Origin of the sequence: Dyadobacter linearis (assembly GCF_907165045.1) — a bacterium.
Taxonomy (GTDB): Bacteria; Bacteroidota; Bacteroidia; order Cytophagales; family Spirosomataceae; genus Dyadobacter; species Dyadobacter linearis.
The window spans coordinates 369,080-388,795 of sequence record NZ_CAJRAU010000002.1; the positions used below are offsets into that span (position 1 = coordinate 369,080).

The following is a 19,716-nucleotide window of genomic DNA, read 5'->3' on the forward strand; positions in this document are numbered from 1 at the left end:
ATGAAAATCAAAACGAAACTGAGATTAGGTACCGGTGTATTATTTGCGATGGTTACCATTCTCGCGGTACTCGGCGTGCGGCAGGTCAATATATTGTCTTCCGGCTCGCGCGATTTACTCAAAGCCAACTACAACTCACTTGAATACAGCAGGTTGATGTTGAATGCGTTGGAAGAAATGCCCACCGATCGCAGTGCATTGCAGCTGTTTGAGAAAAGTCTCGCCGATCAGCAAAAGAATATCACCGAGGCCGGCGAAAAAGAGCTGACCGAAGAGCTTTCTCGCCATTTTTCTGAACTAAAAACCAATTTCTCCGATGCTGCGGCTGTTTCTAATGTCCGGGAAGATATTACCGAAATTATGAGTTTAAACCTGAATGCGATCAATGCGAAGAGCCTTGCCGCTGCGGAAACTGCGCGGGAATCGACGCTCTGGATAGCAATTGCAGGTACGATATGTTTTCTGATTGCGTTCACATTGTTTCTTAACCTTCCCGGAAATATCGCAAATCCGATTCATGAGCTTACTGAAAGTATCGGCCAGATTGCCAATGAAAATTATCGTGAGCGCGTTCATTTTGGCAGTAAAGACGAGTACGGGCAGCTCGCGCAGTCTTTCAATATCATGGCGGAGAAATTGGAAGAATACAATAATAGTAATCTGGCCAAGGTGATGATGGAGAAGAAGCGCGTGGAAACACTGATCGACAATATGCACGATCCTGTGATCGGACTGGATGAACACAGGACAATTATTTTTGCAAATGAAGAAGCCAGAAAAGTCACTGGGTTGAGTGCCGGCGAAATGATCGGGGCGAATGCGGCCGAAATTGCGTTGCGAAATGATCTGGTGAGATCGCTGGTGAAAGATTCGTTCGGGCCGGCTAGCCAGCAAGAACAGCAACCGTTAAAAATATACGCTGACGGAAAAGAAAGTTATTTCGAGAAGGAGAATGTGAATATCGCCATTTTGCCAACTGGTGAAAAGGAAGTCAGGTCGATCGGTAATGTGATCATTCTCAGGAATGTAACACCGTATAAAGAGTTGGATTTTGCCAAAACGAACTTCATCGCGAATATTTCCCACGAACTAAAAACGCCTATTTCTTCGATCAAAATTACGCTCGATCTGCTTCGGAACGAATCTGTCGGGACTACCAATGAGGAACAGCGGCAGCTGATCGAAGGTATCCGAGACGATGCAGACCGGTTACTGAAAATCACTGGTGAATTGCTGAACATAACCCAGGTAGAAAGCGGACAGATCCAGCTGAATATCGCCGGTTCACCCGTTTCGGAAATGCTGGGCTATGCAATTGCGGCAAATGAAATGCAGGCGGAGAGTCGGCACATTCAGCTGATCGCACCAGAAACTGAGTTGAGCGTTTTGGCCGATGCCGAGAAAACTGCCTGGGTGCTCACTAACCTGATTTCCAATGCGATCCGATATTCTTACGATCATTCCAATATCTCGATCAGCGTAATTGAATCGCAAGGGATTGTCCAAATCGCCATAAAGGACTCCGGTCAGGGTATTTCTCAGGAATACAAAAACCGCATTTTCGACCGATATTTCCGCATTCCCGGCTCCACCCGCGAGGGTACCGGCCTCGGTCTGGCGATCAGCCGCGAGTTTATGGAAGCCCAGGAAGGGACGCTCAGGGTTGAAAGTGAGCTAGGGGCGGGGAGTACTTTTACGATCGGGTTGAAAAAGGCTTAATAACAGTCGCTATTCGAGAACCCTTACTCCAACATACGAAGAGCTGCTCCCCGACAAATAGACCCGATGCTGCGCCTTTTGAAAATCGTCCGCCGATGCTTTGTAAATGTTCACAAATTTCTGCGGATTTCGGTCAACCAGCGGAAACCATGAGCTTTGTACCTGCACCATGATTTTGTGGCCTTTTTTGAAGCAGTGCGCCGCATCCTGCATATCGAATTTGACGTGTTCTACTTTGCCAGGTACCATTGGTTCAGGTTTTGAAAAGCTGTTCCTGAACTTGGATCGCATTACTTCACCGCGTATCAAAAGCTGAAAACCGCCCATTTTCATATTTGGATTGATCGGACTATCATTGGGCGCATCGCCAGGATACACGTCGATCAGTTTCACCACAAAATCAGCGTCGGTACCGGTTGTGGAGACAAAAAGATCTGCAAATACATTACCGGAAATCGTCACATCCTGATCTAGCACAGCCGATTTGTAAACGAGTACATCAGGCCTGGTTGAAGCAAAACGCTGGTCTTCATACATGAAATCACTCCCTCTAATGATGCGAATTTCGGAAGTATAGGGTACCGGTTTGTCGGGGTCACTGGTATACTCGTGGAACACAGGCTTTGCTGGATATTGCATGGTGGTCATCGTCGGCGTGAAGGAAAGCGTACCGTCCGGGTGGAAATACAGCTTTTTCTCAATCGTATTCTTCGGTGGCCACTGATCGTATTTTTTCCATTCATTAGAGCCGGTTTCAAATATGTATGCTTTTGGCAATGCAGGATCAGGCTGGTCTTTCAAGAAATGATTGAAGTACGGCAGCTCAATTTCTTTCTGGTAAAATTCGCTCGTTTTAGATCCGAAACGAATATTCCCAAGCGACTCGCCCGTACCTCGCGCCCAGCCGCCGTGGATCCACGGGCCCATGACGAGTAGGTTAGGGGACTTCGGTTTGTTGTTTTCTATTCCCTGGTATGTTTTAAGCGGACCATATAAATCCTCCTGATCGAACCAGCCGCCGACTACCATCACGGCGGGTTTGATGTTCTTCAAATGTGGCACCGGCGTTCTCGCTTTCCAAAAATCGTTATACGTCTCATTCTCCATCATTTGAATCCAAATTCGGTTTTCGCCTTGAAAGATCTTCTCGTTCACGTTTTTAAGCGGCCCCAGCTTTTTGTAAAATTCATAAGAGTCAGGTGTTCCGTAAGCAGCAAACCCGGGTGCTCCTTTGGGAGTGGGCGTAGGTCTCGGCGCGCCGTAAGATGAAAGAAATGCGAAGGTCCCCATCAGAAAAAATGCGCCGTTATGATGCCGGTCGTCGCCCATAAACCAGTCGGTCACCGGCGCCTGGGGCGATGCTACTTTCAATGCAGGATGCGCGTCGATCGCTGTCATGGTGGTATAAAACCCAGGAGCAGATATGCCCCACGTTCCTACTTTTCCATTGTTATTTTCAAGATTTTTCAGCAGCCAGTCAATGGTATCAAAAGTATCCGAACTTTCATCAATGTCAGATTTGCTTTTTTTGACAGGAACAAACGGCCGGTTTGCTTCAAACTCACCCTCAGACATATATTTTCCCCGCACATCCTGATAAACGAAAATATACCCGTCCCGAGCAAAATGCATACTCGGCCCAATCGACAATTTGAACAACTGCTCACCATAAGGCGCGACGCTGTAAGGTGTGCGATTAAGCAGAATAGGATATTGATTCGCCGCCGAAATAGCCTTTGGAATATAAATCGAAGTAAACAATTTCGCCCCATCCCGCATAGGCACCATCCGCTCTATCTTGGTATAATTCTGCCGGATGTAGAGGGAATCCTGGGTGAGAGGAGTTTGTGCAAAGGCAGCAGACCAGGTCAGGAGCAGTGAAGTGAGAAGTGCTGGGATGTTGAATATTTTCAAGGTTGAGGAGCTTGGTGATTGATAGCCCAATTTAAGCAGAAAAGACCCTGGTGTTGTATGCCAGGGTCCTTTTTATTGATAGAAAATTACGGTTTAAGGTTGAACGACTTTAACCGTCTTATTTCCTGCCGCTGATTCAATACTGATTAAATAATTGCCCGATCCAGGCAGGCGGATCTGCTCCTGCGTTTGCGGATTGTCAATCTGTTTAAGAAGCCTCCCTGCCGTATCGTACAGGCTCAGCTTGAAACTTCTTTCCGGAAGTGTTGCAGTAACCTTGCCATCTTTGGCGGGATTTGGATACGCGGTAAACCGGTCCAGACTTTCGTGATGGGGAATTACTCGAATGATCTTACTGAATGAAAACTGTCCATCCGCGTCCACCTGTTTCAATCGATAATAGCTGGCGGTGGTTAGCTGTTTATCCAGAAATTGATAAACGTTTCTGGTCTTAGCATTGCCAGCACCGTCAATCCAGCCGATATTCTCAAAGTTGACTGCGTCGGTTGCTTTCTGCACTTCGAAGCCCTGGTTGTTATACTCTTCCGCAGTTTCCCATTCCAGTTTTGCAGAACCGTCGGCTGTCAGCGTTCCTTCAAAGCGGATAAGCTTCACTGGCAACGTAGATAAATTCACAAATGCATTAATATCCCCGAGCACCCATTCCAGGCTCACACCATTGCCTGTGCTCACATTAGCCGCAGCATATATGCCGCCGGGAGAAATAGACTGCGCCTGACTAGCAACCGCAAATGCTGATCCCAGAACTGTTAAATAAAGCTTTTTCATTTTGTTTGCGTGGTTTGGTTAGTGGAATTACCAGAAGCTGCCTGTTTAGAAAGTTCAGCTTTCAATTCATCAATTTGATTTTGCAGGCTTTTATAGCCAACAAGCTCCTTTTGCAATGCAGCAAATTCTTCATCTTTTGCTTTTAATGCTTTTACTGATTCAATCAGGTGAGGAATTAAGCCGATGTAGTTGACTGATTTGAATCCTTTTTCATCTGTACTAACTAATTCAGGGAAATATTGCTCAACATCCTGTGCAATAAGGCCGGTTTGAAGTTGTTGCGTTCTTGTTGTGTCCTTCCAGTAATAGTGCTGGCCTTTTAGGTTATTGATACTACCTAGGCTATTGCACAATGGAGCGAAGTCACGTTTAAGCCTTCGATCAGATGAATGATGAGTTCCTACTAGAAAGCCTTCTCCGCCACTATTAACCCAAAATTTCCAATCTCCTCCAATAAAAAAGCCTACTTCACTATCTTGTTTCATACCCACGAATGCAGCTTCCTTGGTTGTATTGCCATCTAGAAAGATACCAGCTGTCTGATTATTAGCATACTTTATTCTCATGCGCCCGCCAAGATCAAGTAGATGTTCAGGTTCAAGTACATTATTACCTATTCCTACATTTCCATTTTTTAATATTGTGAGTGCATTTTTCCGACTATTGCTAGCCGACCCATTACCTATCTGGAACAGACGCTGAAATTCCGCTCCTTGGAATAGGTTGTTGCTTAGATCATTGAATCGACCAAGCGCTGTTCCATCAGATACATTTGCTAAGACACCTGTACCAAGTGCAACTGAGTTTTCTGCGAATGAATCCTCATTTGCTGCGCCAGTACCTACCTTGAATGCATTTCTTTTAGGATACCAGATGAAGCTGGGCGCTGAGGAATTTAAAGACTCAGGAATTATTGATTTACCAGCGCCTATCTGCCCTATCTGAGCTATCGGATCCAGATTCGGAAGTTTGTTGGCAACTAGGGAAAAGGGAACACTTTCCAGTTTGGTTATACCTAGGAATATGCCGTTTATTTTTGTTTCAACGTAAAAGTCTCCCTCGCTAAGATTTTCAGAATTGAGGGATCCTGCGTACGCGCCAGATAAAGTTGTTGTGAATACACCTGAGGAATTCGTTAAAAGAACGAGTTGATCGGTAGTGACCGGAATACCTACATCTGGCAAGCCCTTAAATATTGTTGCCTTGAATATGATTTCAGTGTTAGCCAAGACCTTCCCATTCGCATCCCGCGCCACTCCCTGAAACGTAAAAGCATTCGGCGCCTGCGCAAATGTGCTAAATGAAAGCAGCACGAAAGCTGCAAGCCCAAAGGCCAGTTCTCTCCTCCAAAACGTTTTTTCAAAAATACGTTTGAGCATACTAATTGATAATAATGTGTTTTTCATAATTGTTACTGATTTGTTGTGTATGGTTGATTTACAATAGGAAAGCACTTTTGATGTTTGTTTGGATCAGCAGCCGGGCCGATGACGGTATACCATATATTTTTCATTTGGACATCTGTTTTAGATTATCAGAATTCACAGTTTTGATACTATTCACTTCCGCACGGAGCGCTTGCATTTGCTTTTCCAGCGCGACAATCACCTCCGTCTGCGCTTTCAATGTTTTGACAGATTCGATCAAATGCGGGATCAGGCCGATGTAGTTGACTGCTTTGAAACCCTTCTCATCCGTGGTGACCAGCTCAGGGAAGTATTGTTCCACTTCCTGGGCAACCAACCCGGTTTGCAGCGCTTGACTTTTGGTACTGTCTTTCCAGAAGTAATGCTGGCCGGTAAGGTTGGTTAATTTGGAAAGGCTGTTTACAACAGGGGAAAAGTTACGTTTTAAGCGGCGGTCGGAGGTTTGGATGATGTTGCCGTTTAGGAATCCATTTCCTTGTTCATTTACCCAGAAGCGCCAGTCTCCTCCTATAAAGAAACCCATGTCTTCATTGTTTTTCATTCCAACAAACCCAGCCTCAATGCCATTAGAATCATCAAAATGAATTCCCGCAGTTCTCGCATTATACTTTACTCTTATTCGACCACCAACATCCAGAAGATATTTAGGATTAAGTACGTTTGTTCCTATACCTATTTTTCCATCACCCATCATCGTAAGTGCATTGCTTCGCTTATCATCTGCGGTGCCGTTGCCGATTTGCAGGAGTCGATCGTCTTGATTTCCCTCGGAATCTATTTCGGGTACGTTGTTATATCTCCCCAATACCGTTCCTCCTTCGACATTTGCGAAAGCATTGACACCTATGGCGATAGCTTTTTTAGCCCTTGCAGTACTGGAATTCCCTAATGCCACAGAATGTTCTCCCAAAGAAATATCGCCTGCAACACCAGTTCCAACTTTAAAAGCGTCTTTCCTAGGATACCAGATCAGGCTTGGCCCATTTGAAAACGCAATAATCGACTGGCCCGATCCGAATACTCCCTTTTGATTTATAGGATCCAGATTAGGCAATTTGTTTGCCGTCAGAGCGTAAGGAACACTCAGTATTTGTGTAGTTCCAAGATCAATATAATCGGCTGGGTTATTCCCTCCCGAAGGATCCATATTGATGTTTAGAAAGTAGGGACCCTGACTCCAATCGATGGCGGCAAAATCTCCGCTCAGTGGGTTTCCAATTTGAATTGTGAACACGCCAACACTATTGGTGGCGGCTTCATGGACTTGTTCATACACCACATCTGGATTTGCAGTTGAATTTATCTTGGTAATTAGACTAACACTCGCATTCGCAATCACCTTCCCGCTTGCGTCCCTTGCCACCCCTTGAAAGCTGAACTGATTCGGTGCCTGAGCGTTTGCAATGGGGGAGAGTAAATACGCCAGCCAAAACAGGCAGCATAGTTTCCAGTGGAGTTTGAATCGCTTTTTTCGCATAAATGTGTATTGATCTTTCATTTGGATTGTTGGTTTGAGTTGTTGGCGGCTTTGATGTTGCTTAGTTCCGAGCGGAGTTCACGGAGCAGACTTGCTTTTATTTCATCACGCATTTGGGTTTCCCTGGCTGTGACACTTTCAAGCTTCTTTTCCAGCGCGCCGATCACCTCCGTCTGCGCTTTCAATGTTTTGACAGACTCGATCAAATGCGGGATCAGGCCGATGTAGTTGACTGCTTTGAAACCCTTATCGTCCGTGGTGACCAGCTCAGGGAAGTATTGCTCCACTTCCTGGGCGATCAGCCCCGTTTGCAGCTCCTGGCTTTTGGTAGTGTCTTTCCAGAAATAATGCTGGCCGGTGATGTTGCTTAATTTGGAAAGGCTGTTTGTAACAGGAGAGAAGTTGCGTTTCAGGCGGCGGTCAGAGGTTTGCATTATACTTCCATTGAGGTAGCCCTCACCAGCACCATTCACATAGAAGCTCCATTTTCCTCCAATGAAGAACCCAATGTGATCATCGTTCCTCATTCCCACAAACCCGCTCTCAACGTTAGCAGAATTATTGAAGTGAATTCCTGCGGTTTCATTTGTATGCTTGATCCGTGCCCTACCGCCGATGTCTAGGAGATACTTTGGGTTGAGTACGTTTGTTCCAATTCCTGTCTTTCCATCTTTCATCATGGTAAGTGCATTGGAGCGATTTTCATCATTCATTCCGTTCCCAATTTGTAAGAGACGGTTATCTTGATTTCCTTCTAAGTCTATTAAGGGAATGTTATTGAATTTGCCGAGCACGGTCCCACCCTCGACGTTTGCAATGGTTTCGAGTCCTATTGCCGTGGAATAATTTGCCGATGCGATGCTCCTATCTCCCAATGCAACCGAATGAGCTCCAAAGGAATTTTCGTTCACCGCGCCCTGTCCCACTTTGAAAGCATCTTTTCTCGGATACCAGATCAAGCTTGGCGCCGTTGAAATGGTATTTAGCGTCTTTCCTTGTCCAAAAACTCCAACTTGTGAAATGGGATCAAGTTCCGGCAGTTTAGCTGCCACATTGGCCATCAATGCATATGGGACACTTAATAATTGCGTAGAGCCAAGATCGATGTAATCAGAGAGATCATTTCCTCCCGAGGGATCTATCTTAACATTCAAAAATTTTGGGCCTGCATCCCAATTGACGTCTGCTAAGTTTCCACCTCCGCTGCCAATTTGGATAGTGAATACCCCAGTCCCGGTTGTTAAGGCATCGTGAATCTCCTCGACTATGGTGCCTCCATTTGGAGACAATTTTATTTCGATCGCCACCGTCACATTCCCATTCGCAATCACCTTCCCGCTCGCATCCCGCGCTACACCCTGAAAACTGAATTGATTCGGCGCCTGCGCCTGGGCAGTTAGTGAGATTAAGCTCACAAGACATATCAGGCAGCATATTTTCCATTGAAGTTTGAATAGCCTCTTTCGCATAAACGTGTATTGATTTTTCATTTGGATTGTTGGTTTGAATTGTTGGCAGCTTTGATAATGCTGAGTTCTGATCTTAGATCGCGGATTACATTGGCTACTTCCTTTTGCATCTGGTCTTCTCTTGCTGTGAAACTTTCCAACTTCTTTTCCAGCACGCCAATCAATTTGACAGACTCGATCAAATGCGGGATCAGGCCGATGTAGTTGACTGCTTTGAAACCCTTATCGTCCGTGGTGACCAGCTCAGGGAAGTATTGCTCCACTTCCTGAGCGACCAGTCCCGTTTGCAGCTCCTGGCTTTTGGTAGTGTCTTTCCAGAAATAATGCTGGCCAGTAAGGTTGGTTAATTTGGAAAGGCTGTTTGTAACAGGAGAGAAGTTGCGCTTCAGGCGCCGGTCGGAGGTTTGGATGATGTTGCCGTTGAGGTAACCGTTACCCTGGCCATTTACCCAAAAGCGCCAGTCACCGCCAATGAAAAAACCAACTTCGTTGTCAGCTTTCATTCCGACAAAACTTGATTCTTTTGTAAGAGGCCCGTCGAGAAAAATTCCCGCAGTCTGATTCGCCGAATGACGAATACGAGCACGTCCACCGAGATCTAGCAAATGCTCAGGCACGAGAACGGCGCCTCCAATTCCAACTTTTCCGCTATTAAGTATTGTGAGTGCATTGCTTCGGCTCCCTGGTCCGCCGCCATTTCCAACTTGTAATAGTCTTCCTTGCGGGCTGCCAAATAAGTCGGTAGTTGGAATGTCATTATACTTACCAAGTGCGATGCCGTTTAGTGCATTGGCGGTTGTTCCGTTTCCTAGTGCGATTGATTGTGCACCGGAAGCAAGAACATCTAACCCGGCAGCGAAGGAGTTATCGCCAATTTGAGCTTCTTCCCATTGATTTCCGGTTATCTGACCAACTCTGAATGATGCCTTCTTCGGATACCAAATTAGCTTATTCCCTACACCGACAGTAGATAATGCAGGTCCACTAGCAGTGCCGGTTTGAATAATTGGGAGATCATGAGTTAAACTATTTACGCTACCTGCTTTTTCTGCAAATGCAGAATGATCAGAAACGAATGCGTAGGGAACGCTCAATAATGGCTCACTTTCAAGTTCAACATATTGGCCGCCGATACCTTCAATATTTAAGAAAAGCCTTAATGAAAAATTTTTATGTATCCAGTCTTTGGCCGACATATCTCCGGCATTACCCGCAGATAAACCGATGTCACCCACCGCTATTGTAAATATGCCTTGTGAATTGGTGGTAGGTTGATAAGTTTCGCCGTAAACAGCCTGTCCATCATCAGGATTTACGATGTTCACTTCTACCAATATAGATTTGTTAGCAACAATCTTCCCGCTTGCGTCCCGTGCTATTCCTTGAAAGCTGAACATTTTCGGCACCTGCCCGCGCACGTCCACCGCGCCGCACAGTAAAATCAACGCCAGCAAATACGTGCGTGATAACTTCCACTTCTTCCATATTGTGAGTGAATCACAGCGTGTGTCTTCATAAAATTCCGGTCTCATAGTCAGTTATGTTTAAATTTTGACTTTAATGCAGACCGAATATGCACATTGGATTTTAAGACTGGCAAACGGATAGGCAAGCGGTGGGTGTGAACAATTTAGCGGTAGTTTTAGGGGAGGATGGAGGAAAGGGAGGAAGGAGGAAAGGGAGGAAGGGAGGAAGGAGGAATTGAGTTTAGATATTTTTAGATTTGGGGTCGTTACTTTTTTCTTTTTTATGCGTTCTACTTTTCCAAGACTGGATATCGGGCCGCTTTCGGAGTATCGGGCGGAGGATTTTATGATCAGCCGGTTTTCGGAGTACCTGAGAGAACACCAGAATCTCGTTTTCCCGCACCGCCACAGTTTCTATCACCTGGTACTTTTCACCGAAGGCGCAGGGTCGCATATCATTGATTTCAATCATTTCCCCGTGGCGGAGCGGCAGATGTATTTCATGGTGCCCGGACAGGTGCACGACTGGCGTTTCGAAGGCGAACCGGAAGGGTATGTAGTTAATTTTTCCGAGTCATTTTTCAAGTCTTTCCTGCTGCAACCCGATTACCTCGATTACTTTTCGTTCCTGACCAGCGATAGCCGGAATAACGTTTTGGAGCTCGGCAAGGCCACTTTTGCCAAAGTGCAAGGCATTTTCGAAGAGCTGCTCGTGCAGGAGAAAGGGGAGCTGCTGTTTCGCAAGGATATGATACGCGCCCTGCTCTTGCAGCTGCTTTTTACAGTCGCCAGGAACGGGCCGGCGGGGCAGTCAGGCAAGCCGGATCAAATTTTGAATGGACGAAAAATTGAGTTGAGAAACCCGGTGATCAGACAATTCCAGAGGCTGGTCGACAAGCATTTTGCAACGATGAAGCAACCCGGTGCATACGCAGCGCTTTTGAATATCACCCCCAATCATTTGAATGCATTATGCAAAGCCGACCTCGGGATGCAGGCCGGAGAAGTAGTGCGCGCACGTATCGTATTGGAAGCGAAGCGTTTACTTGTGAGTCGAAAACTGACAATCTCACAAGTTTCCGACCAGCTCCAATTCGCAGACAATTCCTATTTCAGCAAGTTTTTCAAGAAGGAAACGGGCCTTGGGCCGGAGGGGTGGAAGGAAGGAGTTTTGAATGATTGAATGATTGAATGATTGAATGACCTTATTAGTGAGTAAAAGAGGAAGGTAGGATGAAAGGAAAACAAGGGCATTCTCATCGTGACTTAAAATAACTTTTCTAAATCTACTTTATTCACTCATCCACTAACTCACTCATTCAATCATTCACTCATTCACTAATTCAATCATTCAATCATTCAATCATTCAAAATTAAACCTCCCCCGCAGCTGGCTTGATAAAAATCGCCAGCCAGGCGCGTCTTGCCAGGCGGTAGAACCAGGGGGTTAGGATAATTAGTATGGGGATGATTCCGAAGAGGAAATAGTCGAGATATTGCTCGAAAAAGTTGACTACGATCAGGAAAACGATCACCATGAAGGCTACGTAAAATGCATAGCTCATGTACAGGGCACCCTGGTAAAAGCCGGGCTCTGGTACCAGGTTCTCGCCGCAATGCGGACAGTGTTTGTGCATTTTTTCAAAATTCCTGAGGTCGTAAGCGCTTTTGCTCACAAAAAAATCACCTTCCCCGCATCGCGGGCATTTATTAAATAATACGCTGTATATTCTGCTGTGCTTGGCCATGATCAATCCGTTTATGTGAGAGGCGGTGCCTTTTATTAGGATCTGGACAAATCTCCTCAAAAAAGCGGTTAGGAAAAATGACAAAAGATACCTTTTATGGTAAAAATCAACGATTATAAAATCTATTCCAGCGTATTGAAGAAATGCGCCATTCCCGGAATATCCAGCACTAGACCGGCGGCGTCGGAAGTGATAGCGTGCTGCGGCATAAAGGGCATTTGCGCAGTAGCCGGAAGTTGTGCAACTGTGCGCCCGCCTGCTTTCTGAATAGCCATAAGTCCCCTGGTACCGTCTTCATTCGCACCCGATAAAAGCGCGGCTACGACCGAACATCCGTAAATGTTCGCTGCTGATTCAAATGTGACGTCAATACTCGGGCGGCTGTAATTAATTTTCTCAGAGTAGTCCAGGGAGAATGAACGGTCGTTTTCAATTAGTAAGTGGTAGTCGGCAGGAGCGAGGTAGATATTGCCTGCCAGGATCGGATCCTTGTCTTCCACTTCGGAAGTAAACAGCGAACTTTTGCTCGCCAGCAGTTCCGTCAGTGAAGAATCACCGGAATTTCGACGGTGCAGCACCAATACTACCGGAAAGGGGAGGTCGGCTTTCAGCAGCGGCAGGAGTTTGAAAAGTACTTCCAGGCTACCCGCCGACCCGCCGATCAGCAACAGTTCACAATGCGGCGTTATTCTATTTTCTTCCATATTTTTTCTCGGTTCAATTGCTTGAACTTATTCTGGACGACAGAAAATTTCAGCGTTTCCTTCGTGCCCAGCGCCAGGTAGCTTAGTGTGCCCAGGCTGGCGTCGAAAAGCTGCAATACCCTGTCCTGCAATTTTTTATCAAAATAAATAAGCACATTCCGACAGAGTATCAGGTCAAATTCATTAAAGGAGCTGTCGGAAACGAGGTTATGTGTCGAGATAATAATTTTCTCTGAAAGTTCACTGTCAAATTTCGCCTGACCGTAATTTGCAGTGTAATAACTCGAAAAGTCGCGCGTCCCGCCGGAGGCAATATAGCTTTCGGAGTACTGCTTCATCTGGGTAAGTGGAAAAATTCCTTTTCGTACTTTTTCCAGCACAGTAGGGTTCAGATCTGTTGCGTATAAAAGCGATTTGCGAAGCAGGTTAGCCTCTTTCAGCAAGATTGCCATCGAATATACCTCCTCGCCTGTCGAGCAGCCCGCGTGCCAGATCCGGATAAAAGGCTTGGTGCCCAAAACGGGCAGAATATCATCGCGAAGGGATTTGTAAAATGAAGGATCACGGAACATTTCCGTCACATTCACCGTAATTTCTTCCACAAACCTTTTCAGGTATTCAGGATCATTCCGTACGCGATACCTCAGCTCGGCGAAGCTCGGAAACTTGTCGAGCATGCACAGCCGCTCGATCCGCCTTTGGAGCGACGCCCGGGAATAGCTCGTGAAATCATATCCGTATAAATCGAATAAGTCATTCAGCAGCAGGTCGATATCTTCATCTTCAATCATTTTTCACACTTAAATACCCGCCAGCAATCCCAGCAACTTATCCACGTCGATCGGTTTTGAAATATAACCATCGGCACCAGCCTGCAAACATTTCTCCCGGTCGCCCACCATCGCCTGCGCGGTGACAGCGATTACAGGGATACCAGCCCGGTGCTCGATAGCCTTCATGATCGGAATCGCCTCATAACCATCCATTTCCGGCATCATCATGTCAATCAGCACTGCATCTATTGCTTCATTGGTCCGCAACAGATCCAAAGCATCCAGCGCACCGGAACTCGAAACGCAATCAAATCCTTTCGCCTTCAAAGTAGCTTTCAGCGCAAAAATATTCCGCGAATCATCATCAATAATCAAAACCCGTTTCTTACTCATAGTATTTTTAATGTTGAATGATTGAATGATTGAATGATTGAATGACTGAATGATTGAATGATTGAATGATTGAATGATTGAATAGTCCTTATTCCTAACCATTAATTCTATTCACTTATTCAAAATTCACTAACTCACTCATTCATTCATTAACTCACACATTCACTAACTCACCGTTCCACGGCGGCTCATTGAAAATTCAATCATTCAGTCATTCAATCATTCAATCATTGAAAATTCAATACCTCTCATAAAGCCAAACCCGCAGCAGCGACATCAACTGGTCGATATCCACCGGCTTGGTAATGTAATCCGATGCGCCTGCGTTGATGCACTTCTCGCGGTCGCCGGTCATCGCTTTGGCCGTTACTGCAATTACGGGCAGGTTCCGCCATTTGATATTCTCCCGAATGCGTCGCGCCGTTTCGTAACCGTCCATCTGAGGCATCATCATATCCAGCAGCACCACGTCCACCGAAGGATTTTCTTCCAGCTTGGCCAACGCTTCTTTACCGTCGAGCGCCGTGATCACATTCATTTTATAGTTTTCAAGCGACTTGGATAGTGAGAATATATTCCGCACATCATCGTCGGCGATCAATACCGTTTTATTGCTCAATATCTCGCTCAGGCCGCCTAGCTTCTTCTGATCGATCAGTTTCTGAGGATTCTTTTTATTTTCCTCCACCACATGCAGGAACAGCGAAACTTCATCGAGCATCCGCTGGTAAGAATGCGCCGTTTTGACGATGATAGAATCTGCATATTGCTTGATCCTGAGCTCCTCGGACATCGACAGACTTTTTCCCGTAAAAATAATAATAGGAATATTCTCAAAACCAGGGTTCTTTTTCGCCTCTTCCAGCGCCTCGTAAGCCTTTTTATCGGGGATACCCATATCCAGGATCACACAATCCACCTGATTTTCTTTCAACGCCTGTATTCCTTCGGCGAGGTCACTTTTCAATTCTGAATTAATATGGAATGTGGCCAGGAAATAAGCCAACGCCTTGGCATGCATTGAGTTATCTTCCAGGATCAGTACTTTCTTAGATTTTTTACTGATCACATATTCAATCTTTTTAAACACTTCCTGCATCTTGTCGATCGCGACGGGCTTGTCGATAAAATCAACCGCGCCTTTCATCAGACTCTCGTTTTTCAGTCGGTGGGATGACATAATATGCACCGGAATATGCCTCGTTTCAGGATCGGATTTCAGTTGGTCCATTACCTCCCAGCCGCTTACCACAGGCAGCTGAATATCGAGCAATATCCCCATCGGCTTAAAGGTTTTGGCCAGTTGCAGCCCCTCATCGCCACGTACCGAAACGATCCCCTTGTAACCTTGCCGACGCGTGTATTCGAGCAGCGATTTGGCAAAATAAGTATCGTCCTCTACGATCAATATGGTCTTATCCGTGCTGATGATCGTATTGCGGTCGTCGGGAATACTTTCGGGGATTACAGTACTGATAAACCGGTAGTCGGGCTCAGCTTTACGTACCACAGGTTCATCGGGCGTACTTTTGAAGAAATTCTGGTTTTCGGGTTGTTCAACAGTATCTTTTGCATCAATCGGAATGAATAGGGTAAACTCACTTCCCTTGTTAACAATGCTGGTCAGCGATATTTCCCCACCCAGCAGTTTCACCAACTCCCGGCTGATCGACAGCCCCAAGCCGGTTCCGCCATATTTGCGTTTGGTAGATCCGTCGGCTTGCTGAAATGCTTCGAAAATATGCTGCTGTTTTTCAGGAGCTACGCCAATTCCGGTATCGCGCACAGAGAAGCAAAGCATGCGATCGTTTCCTTCCTGCAACTTGATATTCACCTGCACGGAGCCAACGGAAGTAAACTTTAATGCATTCGAGATCAGGTTTTTAAGGATCTGTTCCAAACGCATTTTGTCCGTTTCAATGACCGCCGGCACGTCTGGGGAAATGTTAATCTCAAATTCCAGATTCTTCTCGCGGGCAACAGGGGAGAACAGACCTTTCAAATCCTCGGTGATCTCCTTCACAGCCACATTCACATAATCGAGCTCCATCTTGCCCGCCTCAATTTTGGAAAGGTCAAGTATCTCGTCGATCAGCCCCAGCAAACCGTTGCCGGAAGACTGGATAACCGTCGCATATTCAATTTGCTCATCCGTTAGATTCTGATCATCATTTTCTGATAATAGCCTGCTAAGCAGTAAGATAGAGTTCAATGGAGTTCGCAGTTCGTGCGACATATTGGCCAGGAATTCAGATTTGTACCGCGTTGTCAGTTCAAGTTCTTCGGCTTTTTTAACGATCTCGATATTCTTCTCTTCCAGCAACCCGCTTCTTTCTTCCAGCTCTTCATTGGTTTGCTGCAATTCTTCCTGCTGTACCCGCAGCTCTTCTTCCGATGCCTGCAATTTCTGCGACTGCGCTTCCAATTCCGCATTCAGGTTTTCGAGCTCATTATGTTGCGTTTGCAGTTCTTCCGACTGCGCCTGCGTTTCTTCCAGGAAGTTTTGAAGTTTGAGGTAATCCAATGCAGAATTTACGCCCGTCGCCATCGATTCCAGGTTTTCCTGTAAAAAGCGAATTTGCAATTCGTCGGGTTCTTTCAGGAATGCGAGTTCTATTACCCCGATACATTCGTAGGAATAGGTAAGCGGCAGAATAGCAAGTGCCGCCGGATTACTTTCGCCCAGAGAAGACGAAACCCGCAGGTAGTTATCAGGTATGTTATTGACAATCAGCGGTTTTTTATTTGCAATAACCTGTCCCGCCAACCCTTCGCCCGAAACCAGGAACTCCGACGGATTCCGGACTGCGTGGCTGCTGCTCAGTCTGAAATTCCAGTCACTATCCAAAATATATATGGTACCCAACTGCGCGCCGGTATATTCGATCACGGTATTGAGGAGGTTACTGGTCAGTTTTTTCAGGATCCGCTCGCCTCTGATCGCGTCGCTCACCCGCACTGCACCGGCCTGCAACCAGTTTTTACTGTTCAAATCATTAAAGGTCTGTTCGAGCGAGCCCGCCATTTTATTGAGCGCAATTGCAATTCGGCCCAATTCATCCTCACTATCTTCCACTGCCCTTACAGAATAGTCGCCGTCGGAAACGTCCTGGGTAACTTCCTCAATATGAGCGATTCTTCGCTGTGTTTCTGCATATTTATCAGTCTCAATCTGCTGCTGGACGATCCTTTTGTCCATATCATTTTTGATCCTCAAATAGGCGAAAAGCGTGATCAGGATCGAGATCAATGCCGCTAATATGAGCAGGATGGGGGTATATTGAATGTAGATCTGCTGCTGTTCCAGGCGGGTTGCCAGGATCGCTTTTTCCTGTTCCTTGATTTGCTTCACCGCCAGCCGAAGATCGTCCATTACCTTCTTGCCTCTCACCATTTCCCGAAGTCTGGCCTCGGTATCCTCCACCATATTCTGACTTTTCCGCGCCATATCGATGATATTTTGCATCTGCCCGAATTTGGCTTCATACAAAGCCTTAACTTCCCGCAGGTACCGTTGCTGCTCCGGGTTGTCGGCAGTCAGTTCGGTAAGACGGTTGTAGCTATTCGTCGTTTTTTCGTAAGCTCCGTTATACGGTGTAAGAAATTCAGGATCGTGCGTCACCAGGAAGCCGCGCTGCCCGGTTTCGGCGTCTTTCATGTGTGAAATGATCGCTTCTGCTTCCAGGAGCACTTCGTTGGTGTGATTAACCAGCTCCGAGTTCCTGATCAGCTTTTGGGTGCTGTAATAGGAGGCCAGCAAACTGAAAATGAGAAGGAGGACTGAAAAAGAGAATACAATCTGAAGTTGCTGTATAATTGAGTTAGAGGTTTTTTTCATAGAAGCTTCTTACCTTATATGTCTGATGTCGTTTCCTGGGAAATCTGGTCCTGCACGAGCGGCATTACCAGCATGAATTTAGCGCCTTCATTCTCAATGCTTTGCGCAGAGATCAGCCCGTTATGTTTGTCCATGATCTTCTTGGCAATAGCCAGTCCGATACCTGTGCCTTCATAATTACTGAGGTTATTGAGCCGCTGAAAAATAACAAAGATCCGGTCGAGGAATTTTTCGTTGAAGCCGATCCCGTTGTCTGCGATCGTAATCCTGCAAAATTTTCCGTCAGGTGAAATATCTGCGGAAACGTCTTTACTATCGATCAGATCGGCAGTGATATGGATAATTGGCGGTACATCCTTTTTCGAAAATTTCAGCGCATTACTGATCAGGTTCTGAAACACCTGCCTGATCTGGCTAGGAATGGTGTCGATGATCGGCAGCTTTCCTACCTGCACCGTAGCATTCTTTTCGAGGATACTTTCATCAAAATCAGAAAGCAGCTCGGAAATCAGCTGGTTCAAATCGGTGGGTTGGAAAAATGCCTTGACAGACAACCGCGAATAGTCGAGCAGATCGCTTATCAGGCGCGACATTCTGGCGGATGAGTTGATGGAGCGGTTCAGATAAGAAGTCGCTTCCAAATTATCACTCAGGTACTTATCTTTAATTAAATGACTGAATGTCTGGATCTTGCGGAGCGGCTCTTTCAAATCGTGAGAAACCACCCAGGCGAATTGCTGTAATTCGTGATTGGTGATTTCAAGTTCCGAATTTTTGTCAAGAAGCTCGCGGGTGCGCAGTTCCACCTTATGTTCGAGCAGCTCGTTGACTATTTTTTGCTGGTGAATATCTGTGAATGTACCTACCCAGCGGACAATTTCGCTATTCTGAAATATCGGGATGATCTTCAACAGAAAGTACCGGTAATCGTTGGTTTCAAGATGTTTAAGCCTCGCCTCGCTGGTAAACTCACTGCCGCTATTAAAATGCGCTTCCCAGCGTTCGTGAAAATCGTCTTCGGGGTGGGTTTCGGGAAAAACACCCGAGTCGGTTGAAAACTGGAACCAGTGTTCGTTCACAAATTCTATTTTGCCGTCAGTTTTGATCGTAAATGCGATCTGCGGCAACGATTCGAGGATAAACCGGAGTTCCTGCATTCTCAGCGCCAGTTCTTCCTGCGCATGTTTCCTGGTATCAATTTCCTGCCGCAGCGATTCCTGGATCGCTTTCAGCTGCTGCTGCTGCTCGTAGAGGCGAATGAACGTTTTGACTTTAAGCAGCAGAATATCAGCATCAACCGGCTTGGTCAGGTAATCGATCCCGCCTGAGGTATAACCCTTGGTAATGAAGCGCTTATCGGTGTTAACAGCCGAAAGGAAAATGATCGGCGTGTCTTTCGCGCGGCTGAACCCTGCGATTGCTTCGGCTACTTCAAATCCATCCATACCGGGCATTTGCACGTCCAGGATAATGACGGAATAGCTTGTATTCAGAACTTTCTTCAATGCCTCTTCACCGGACTCAGCAGTGTCCGTTTTAAAACCGTGTAATTCCAGGATTTTTTTTAGAGGTAGAATGTTTTCCGGCCTGTCGTCGACAATCAGGATCATAAGCGTTGGTAAAGGAACAAAAAGGAGTGTGTGTATGATTTTTTACCTATAAAAATCATACCAAAAACCCGTTTATTTGCGCAAATAAGGCATTTTCTTACTCTGAACCAACACTTTCGTCCCGCAGCTTTCCGGCAACCAGCAATTTCAGCTCTTCCACCCATTTCTGCACCGTGAGCATGGGATGAAGATAAGGTGTATCAAAATCCTCAACAATAGAAGTTTTCTCTTCTTCGCGCACCAGCGTGATCAGCGCCTCCACCAGGTAATCTTTGTCGGGATCGAAAGTAGTATCCTCGTTCGTAACGGATACCTCTTCCAAAAACTGTTGCATTTCCAATAAGAGCTGTTGATCTGTCATCGCATTAAGGTTGTGTTAAATATGGCAA

15 protein-coding genes are annotated in these 19,716 nt (G+C 46.0%); 2 read left to right on the forward strand and 13 right to left on the reverse strand.

The window, feature by feature from the left end:
- Positions 1 to 1,719 carry a HAMP domain-containing sensor histidine kinase gene (locus tag KOD92_RS07675; protein WP_215232966.1) on the forward strand — a complete coding sequence of 573 codons (1,719 nt, stop codon included), beginning with the start codon at positions 1 to 3 and terminating at the stop codon, positions 1,717 to 1,719.
- Positions 1,720 to 1,728: 9 nt separating this feature from the next.
- Here KOD92_RS07675 and KOD92_RS07680 read toward each other — a convergent pair whose 3' ends face one another.
- From KOD92_RS07680 to KOD92_RS07705, 6 genes are all read right to left on the reverse strand, one after another.
- The gene (locus KOD92_RS07680) at positions 1,729 to 3,633 is read right to left on the reverse strand and encodes a CocE/NonD family hydrolase (protein ID WP_215232967.1); all 1,905 of its coding nucleotides are present in this window, start codon (positions 3,631 to 3,633) and stop codon (positions 1,729 to 1,731) included.
- 93 nt (positions 3,634 to 3,726) lie between these two features.
- Positions 3,727 to 4,422, reverse strand: coding sequence for a T9SS type A sorting domain-containing protein (locus KOD92_RS07685; protein WP_215232968.1), 696 nt, complete (start codon positions 4,420 to 4,422; stop codon positions 3,727 to 3,729).
- On the reverse strand, positions 4,419 to 5,828 hold the full coding sequence (locus tag KOD92_RS07690) for a tail fiber domain-containing protein (protein WP_215232969.1): 1,410 nt from the start codon (positions 5,826 to 5,828) through the stop codon (positions 4,419 to 4,421). Before KOD92_RS07690 ends, KOD92_RS07685 begins: the two co-directional genes overlap by 4 nt.
- A 103-nt stretch (positions 5,829 to 5,931) precedes the next feature.
- Positions 5,932 to 7,347, reverse strand: coding sequence for a tail fiber domain-containing protein (locus KOD92_RS07695; RefSeq protein ID WP_215232970.1), 1,416 nt, complete (start codon positions 7,345 to 7,347; stop codon positions 5,932 to 5,934).
- Positions 7,344 to 8,816, reverse strand: coding sequence for a tail fiber domain-containing protein (locus tag KOD92_RS07700; protein ID WP_215232971.1), 1,473 nt, complete (start codon positions 8,814 to 8,816; stop codon positions 7,344 to 7,346). The genes KOD92_RS07695 and KOD92_RS07700 overlap by 4 nt, the downstream gene beginning before the upstream one ends.
- Positions 8,813 to 10,327 carry a tail fiber domain-containing protein gene (locus KOD92_RS07705; protein WP_215232972.1) on the reverse strand — a complete coding sequence of 505 codons (1,515 nt, stop codon included), beginning with the start codon at positions 10,325 to 10,327 and terminating at the stop codon, positions 8,813 to 8,815. The genes KOD92_RS07700 and KOD92_RS07705 overlap by 4 nt, the downstream gene beginning before the upstream one ends.
- 217 nt (positions 10,328 to 10,544) lie before the next feature.
- On the opposite strand from KOD92_RS07705, the gene KOD92_RS07710 reads away from it, so the two are divergent.
- Positions 10,545 to 11,444, forward strand: coding sequence for a helix-turn-helix domain-containing protein (locus tag KOD92_RS07710; RefSeq protein WP_215232973.1), 900 nt, complete (start codon positions 10,545 to 10,547; stop codon positions 11,442 to 11,444).
- A 190-nt stretch (positions 11,445 to 11,634) separates the two neighbouring features.
- Here KOD92_RS07710 and KOD92_RS07715 read toward each other — a convergent pair whose 3' ends face one another.
- The 7 genes from KOD92_RS07715 to KOD92_RS07745 all read right to left on the reverse strand — a co-directional run bounded on the left by KOD92_RS07715 (position 11,635) and on the right by KOD92_RS07745 (position 19,688).
- Positions 11,635 to 12,009 carry a DUF983 domain-containing protein gene (locus tag KOD92_RS07715; RefSeq protein WP_215232974.1) on the reverse strand — a complete coding sequence of 125 codons (375 nt, stop codon included), beginning with the start codon at positions 12,007 to 12,009 and terminating at the stop codon, positions 11,635 to 11,637.
- Between the two features lie 122 nt (positions 12,010 to 12,131).
- Positions 12,132 to 12,713 (reverse strand): chemotaxis protein CheB, encoded by a 582-nt coding sequence (locus KOD92_RS07720; protein ID WP_215232975.1) that lies wholly within the window; start codon positions 12,711 to 12,713, stop codon positions 12,132 to 12,134.
- Positions 12,695 to 13,504 carry a CheR family methyltransferase gene (locus tag KOD92_RS07725; protein ID WP_215232976.1) on the reverse strand — a complete coding sequence of 270 codons (810 nt, stop codon included), beginning with the start codon at positions 13,502 to 13,504 and terminating at the stop codon, positions 12,695 to 12,697. The genes KOD92_RS07720 and KOD92_RS07725 overlap by 19 nt, the downstream gene beginning before the upstream one ends.
- Positions 13,505 to 13,513: 9 nt before the next feature.
- Positions 13,514 to 13,879 (reverse strand): response regulator, encoded by a 366-nt coding sequence (locus tag KOD92_RS07730; RefSeq protein WP_215232977.1) that lies wholly within the window; start codon positions 13,877 to 13,879, stop codon positions 13,514 to 13,516.
- A gap of 238 nt (positions 13,880 to 14,117) precedes the next feature.
- Complete coding sequence (locus tag KOD92_RS07735) at positions 14,118 to 17,717, reverse strand: response regulator (RefSeq protein ID WP_215232978.1); 3,600 nt, start codon at positions 17,715 to 17,717, stop codon at positions 14,118 to 14,120.
- Between the two features lie 14 nt (positions 17,718 to 17,731).
- Positions 17,732 to 19,327 (reverse strand): response regulator, encoded by a 1,596-nt coding sequence (locus tag KOD92_RS07740; RefSeq protein ID WP_215232979.1) that lies wholly within the window; start codon positions 19,325 to 19,327, stop codon positions 17,732 to 17,734.
- Between the two features lie 97 nt (positions 19,328 to 19,424).
- Positions 19,425 to 19,688 (reverse strand): hypothetical protein, encoded by a 264-nt coding sequence (locus tag KOD92_RS07745; RefSeq protein ID WP_215232980.1) that lies wholly within the window; start codon positions 19,686 to 19,688, stop codon positions 19,425 to 19,427.
- Positions 19,689 to 19,716 lie beyond the last annotated feature (28 nt).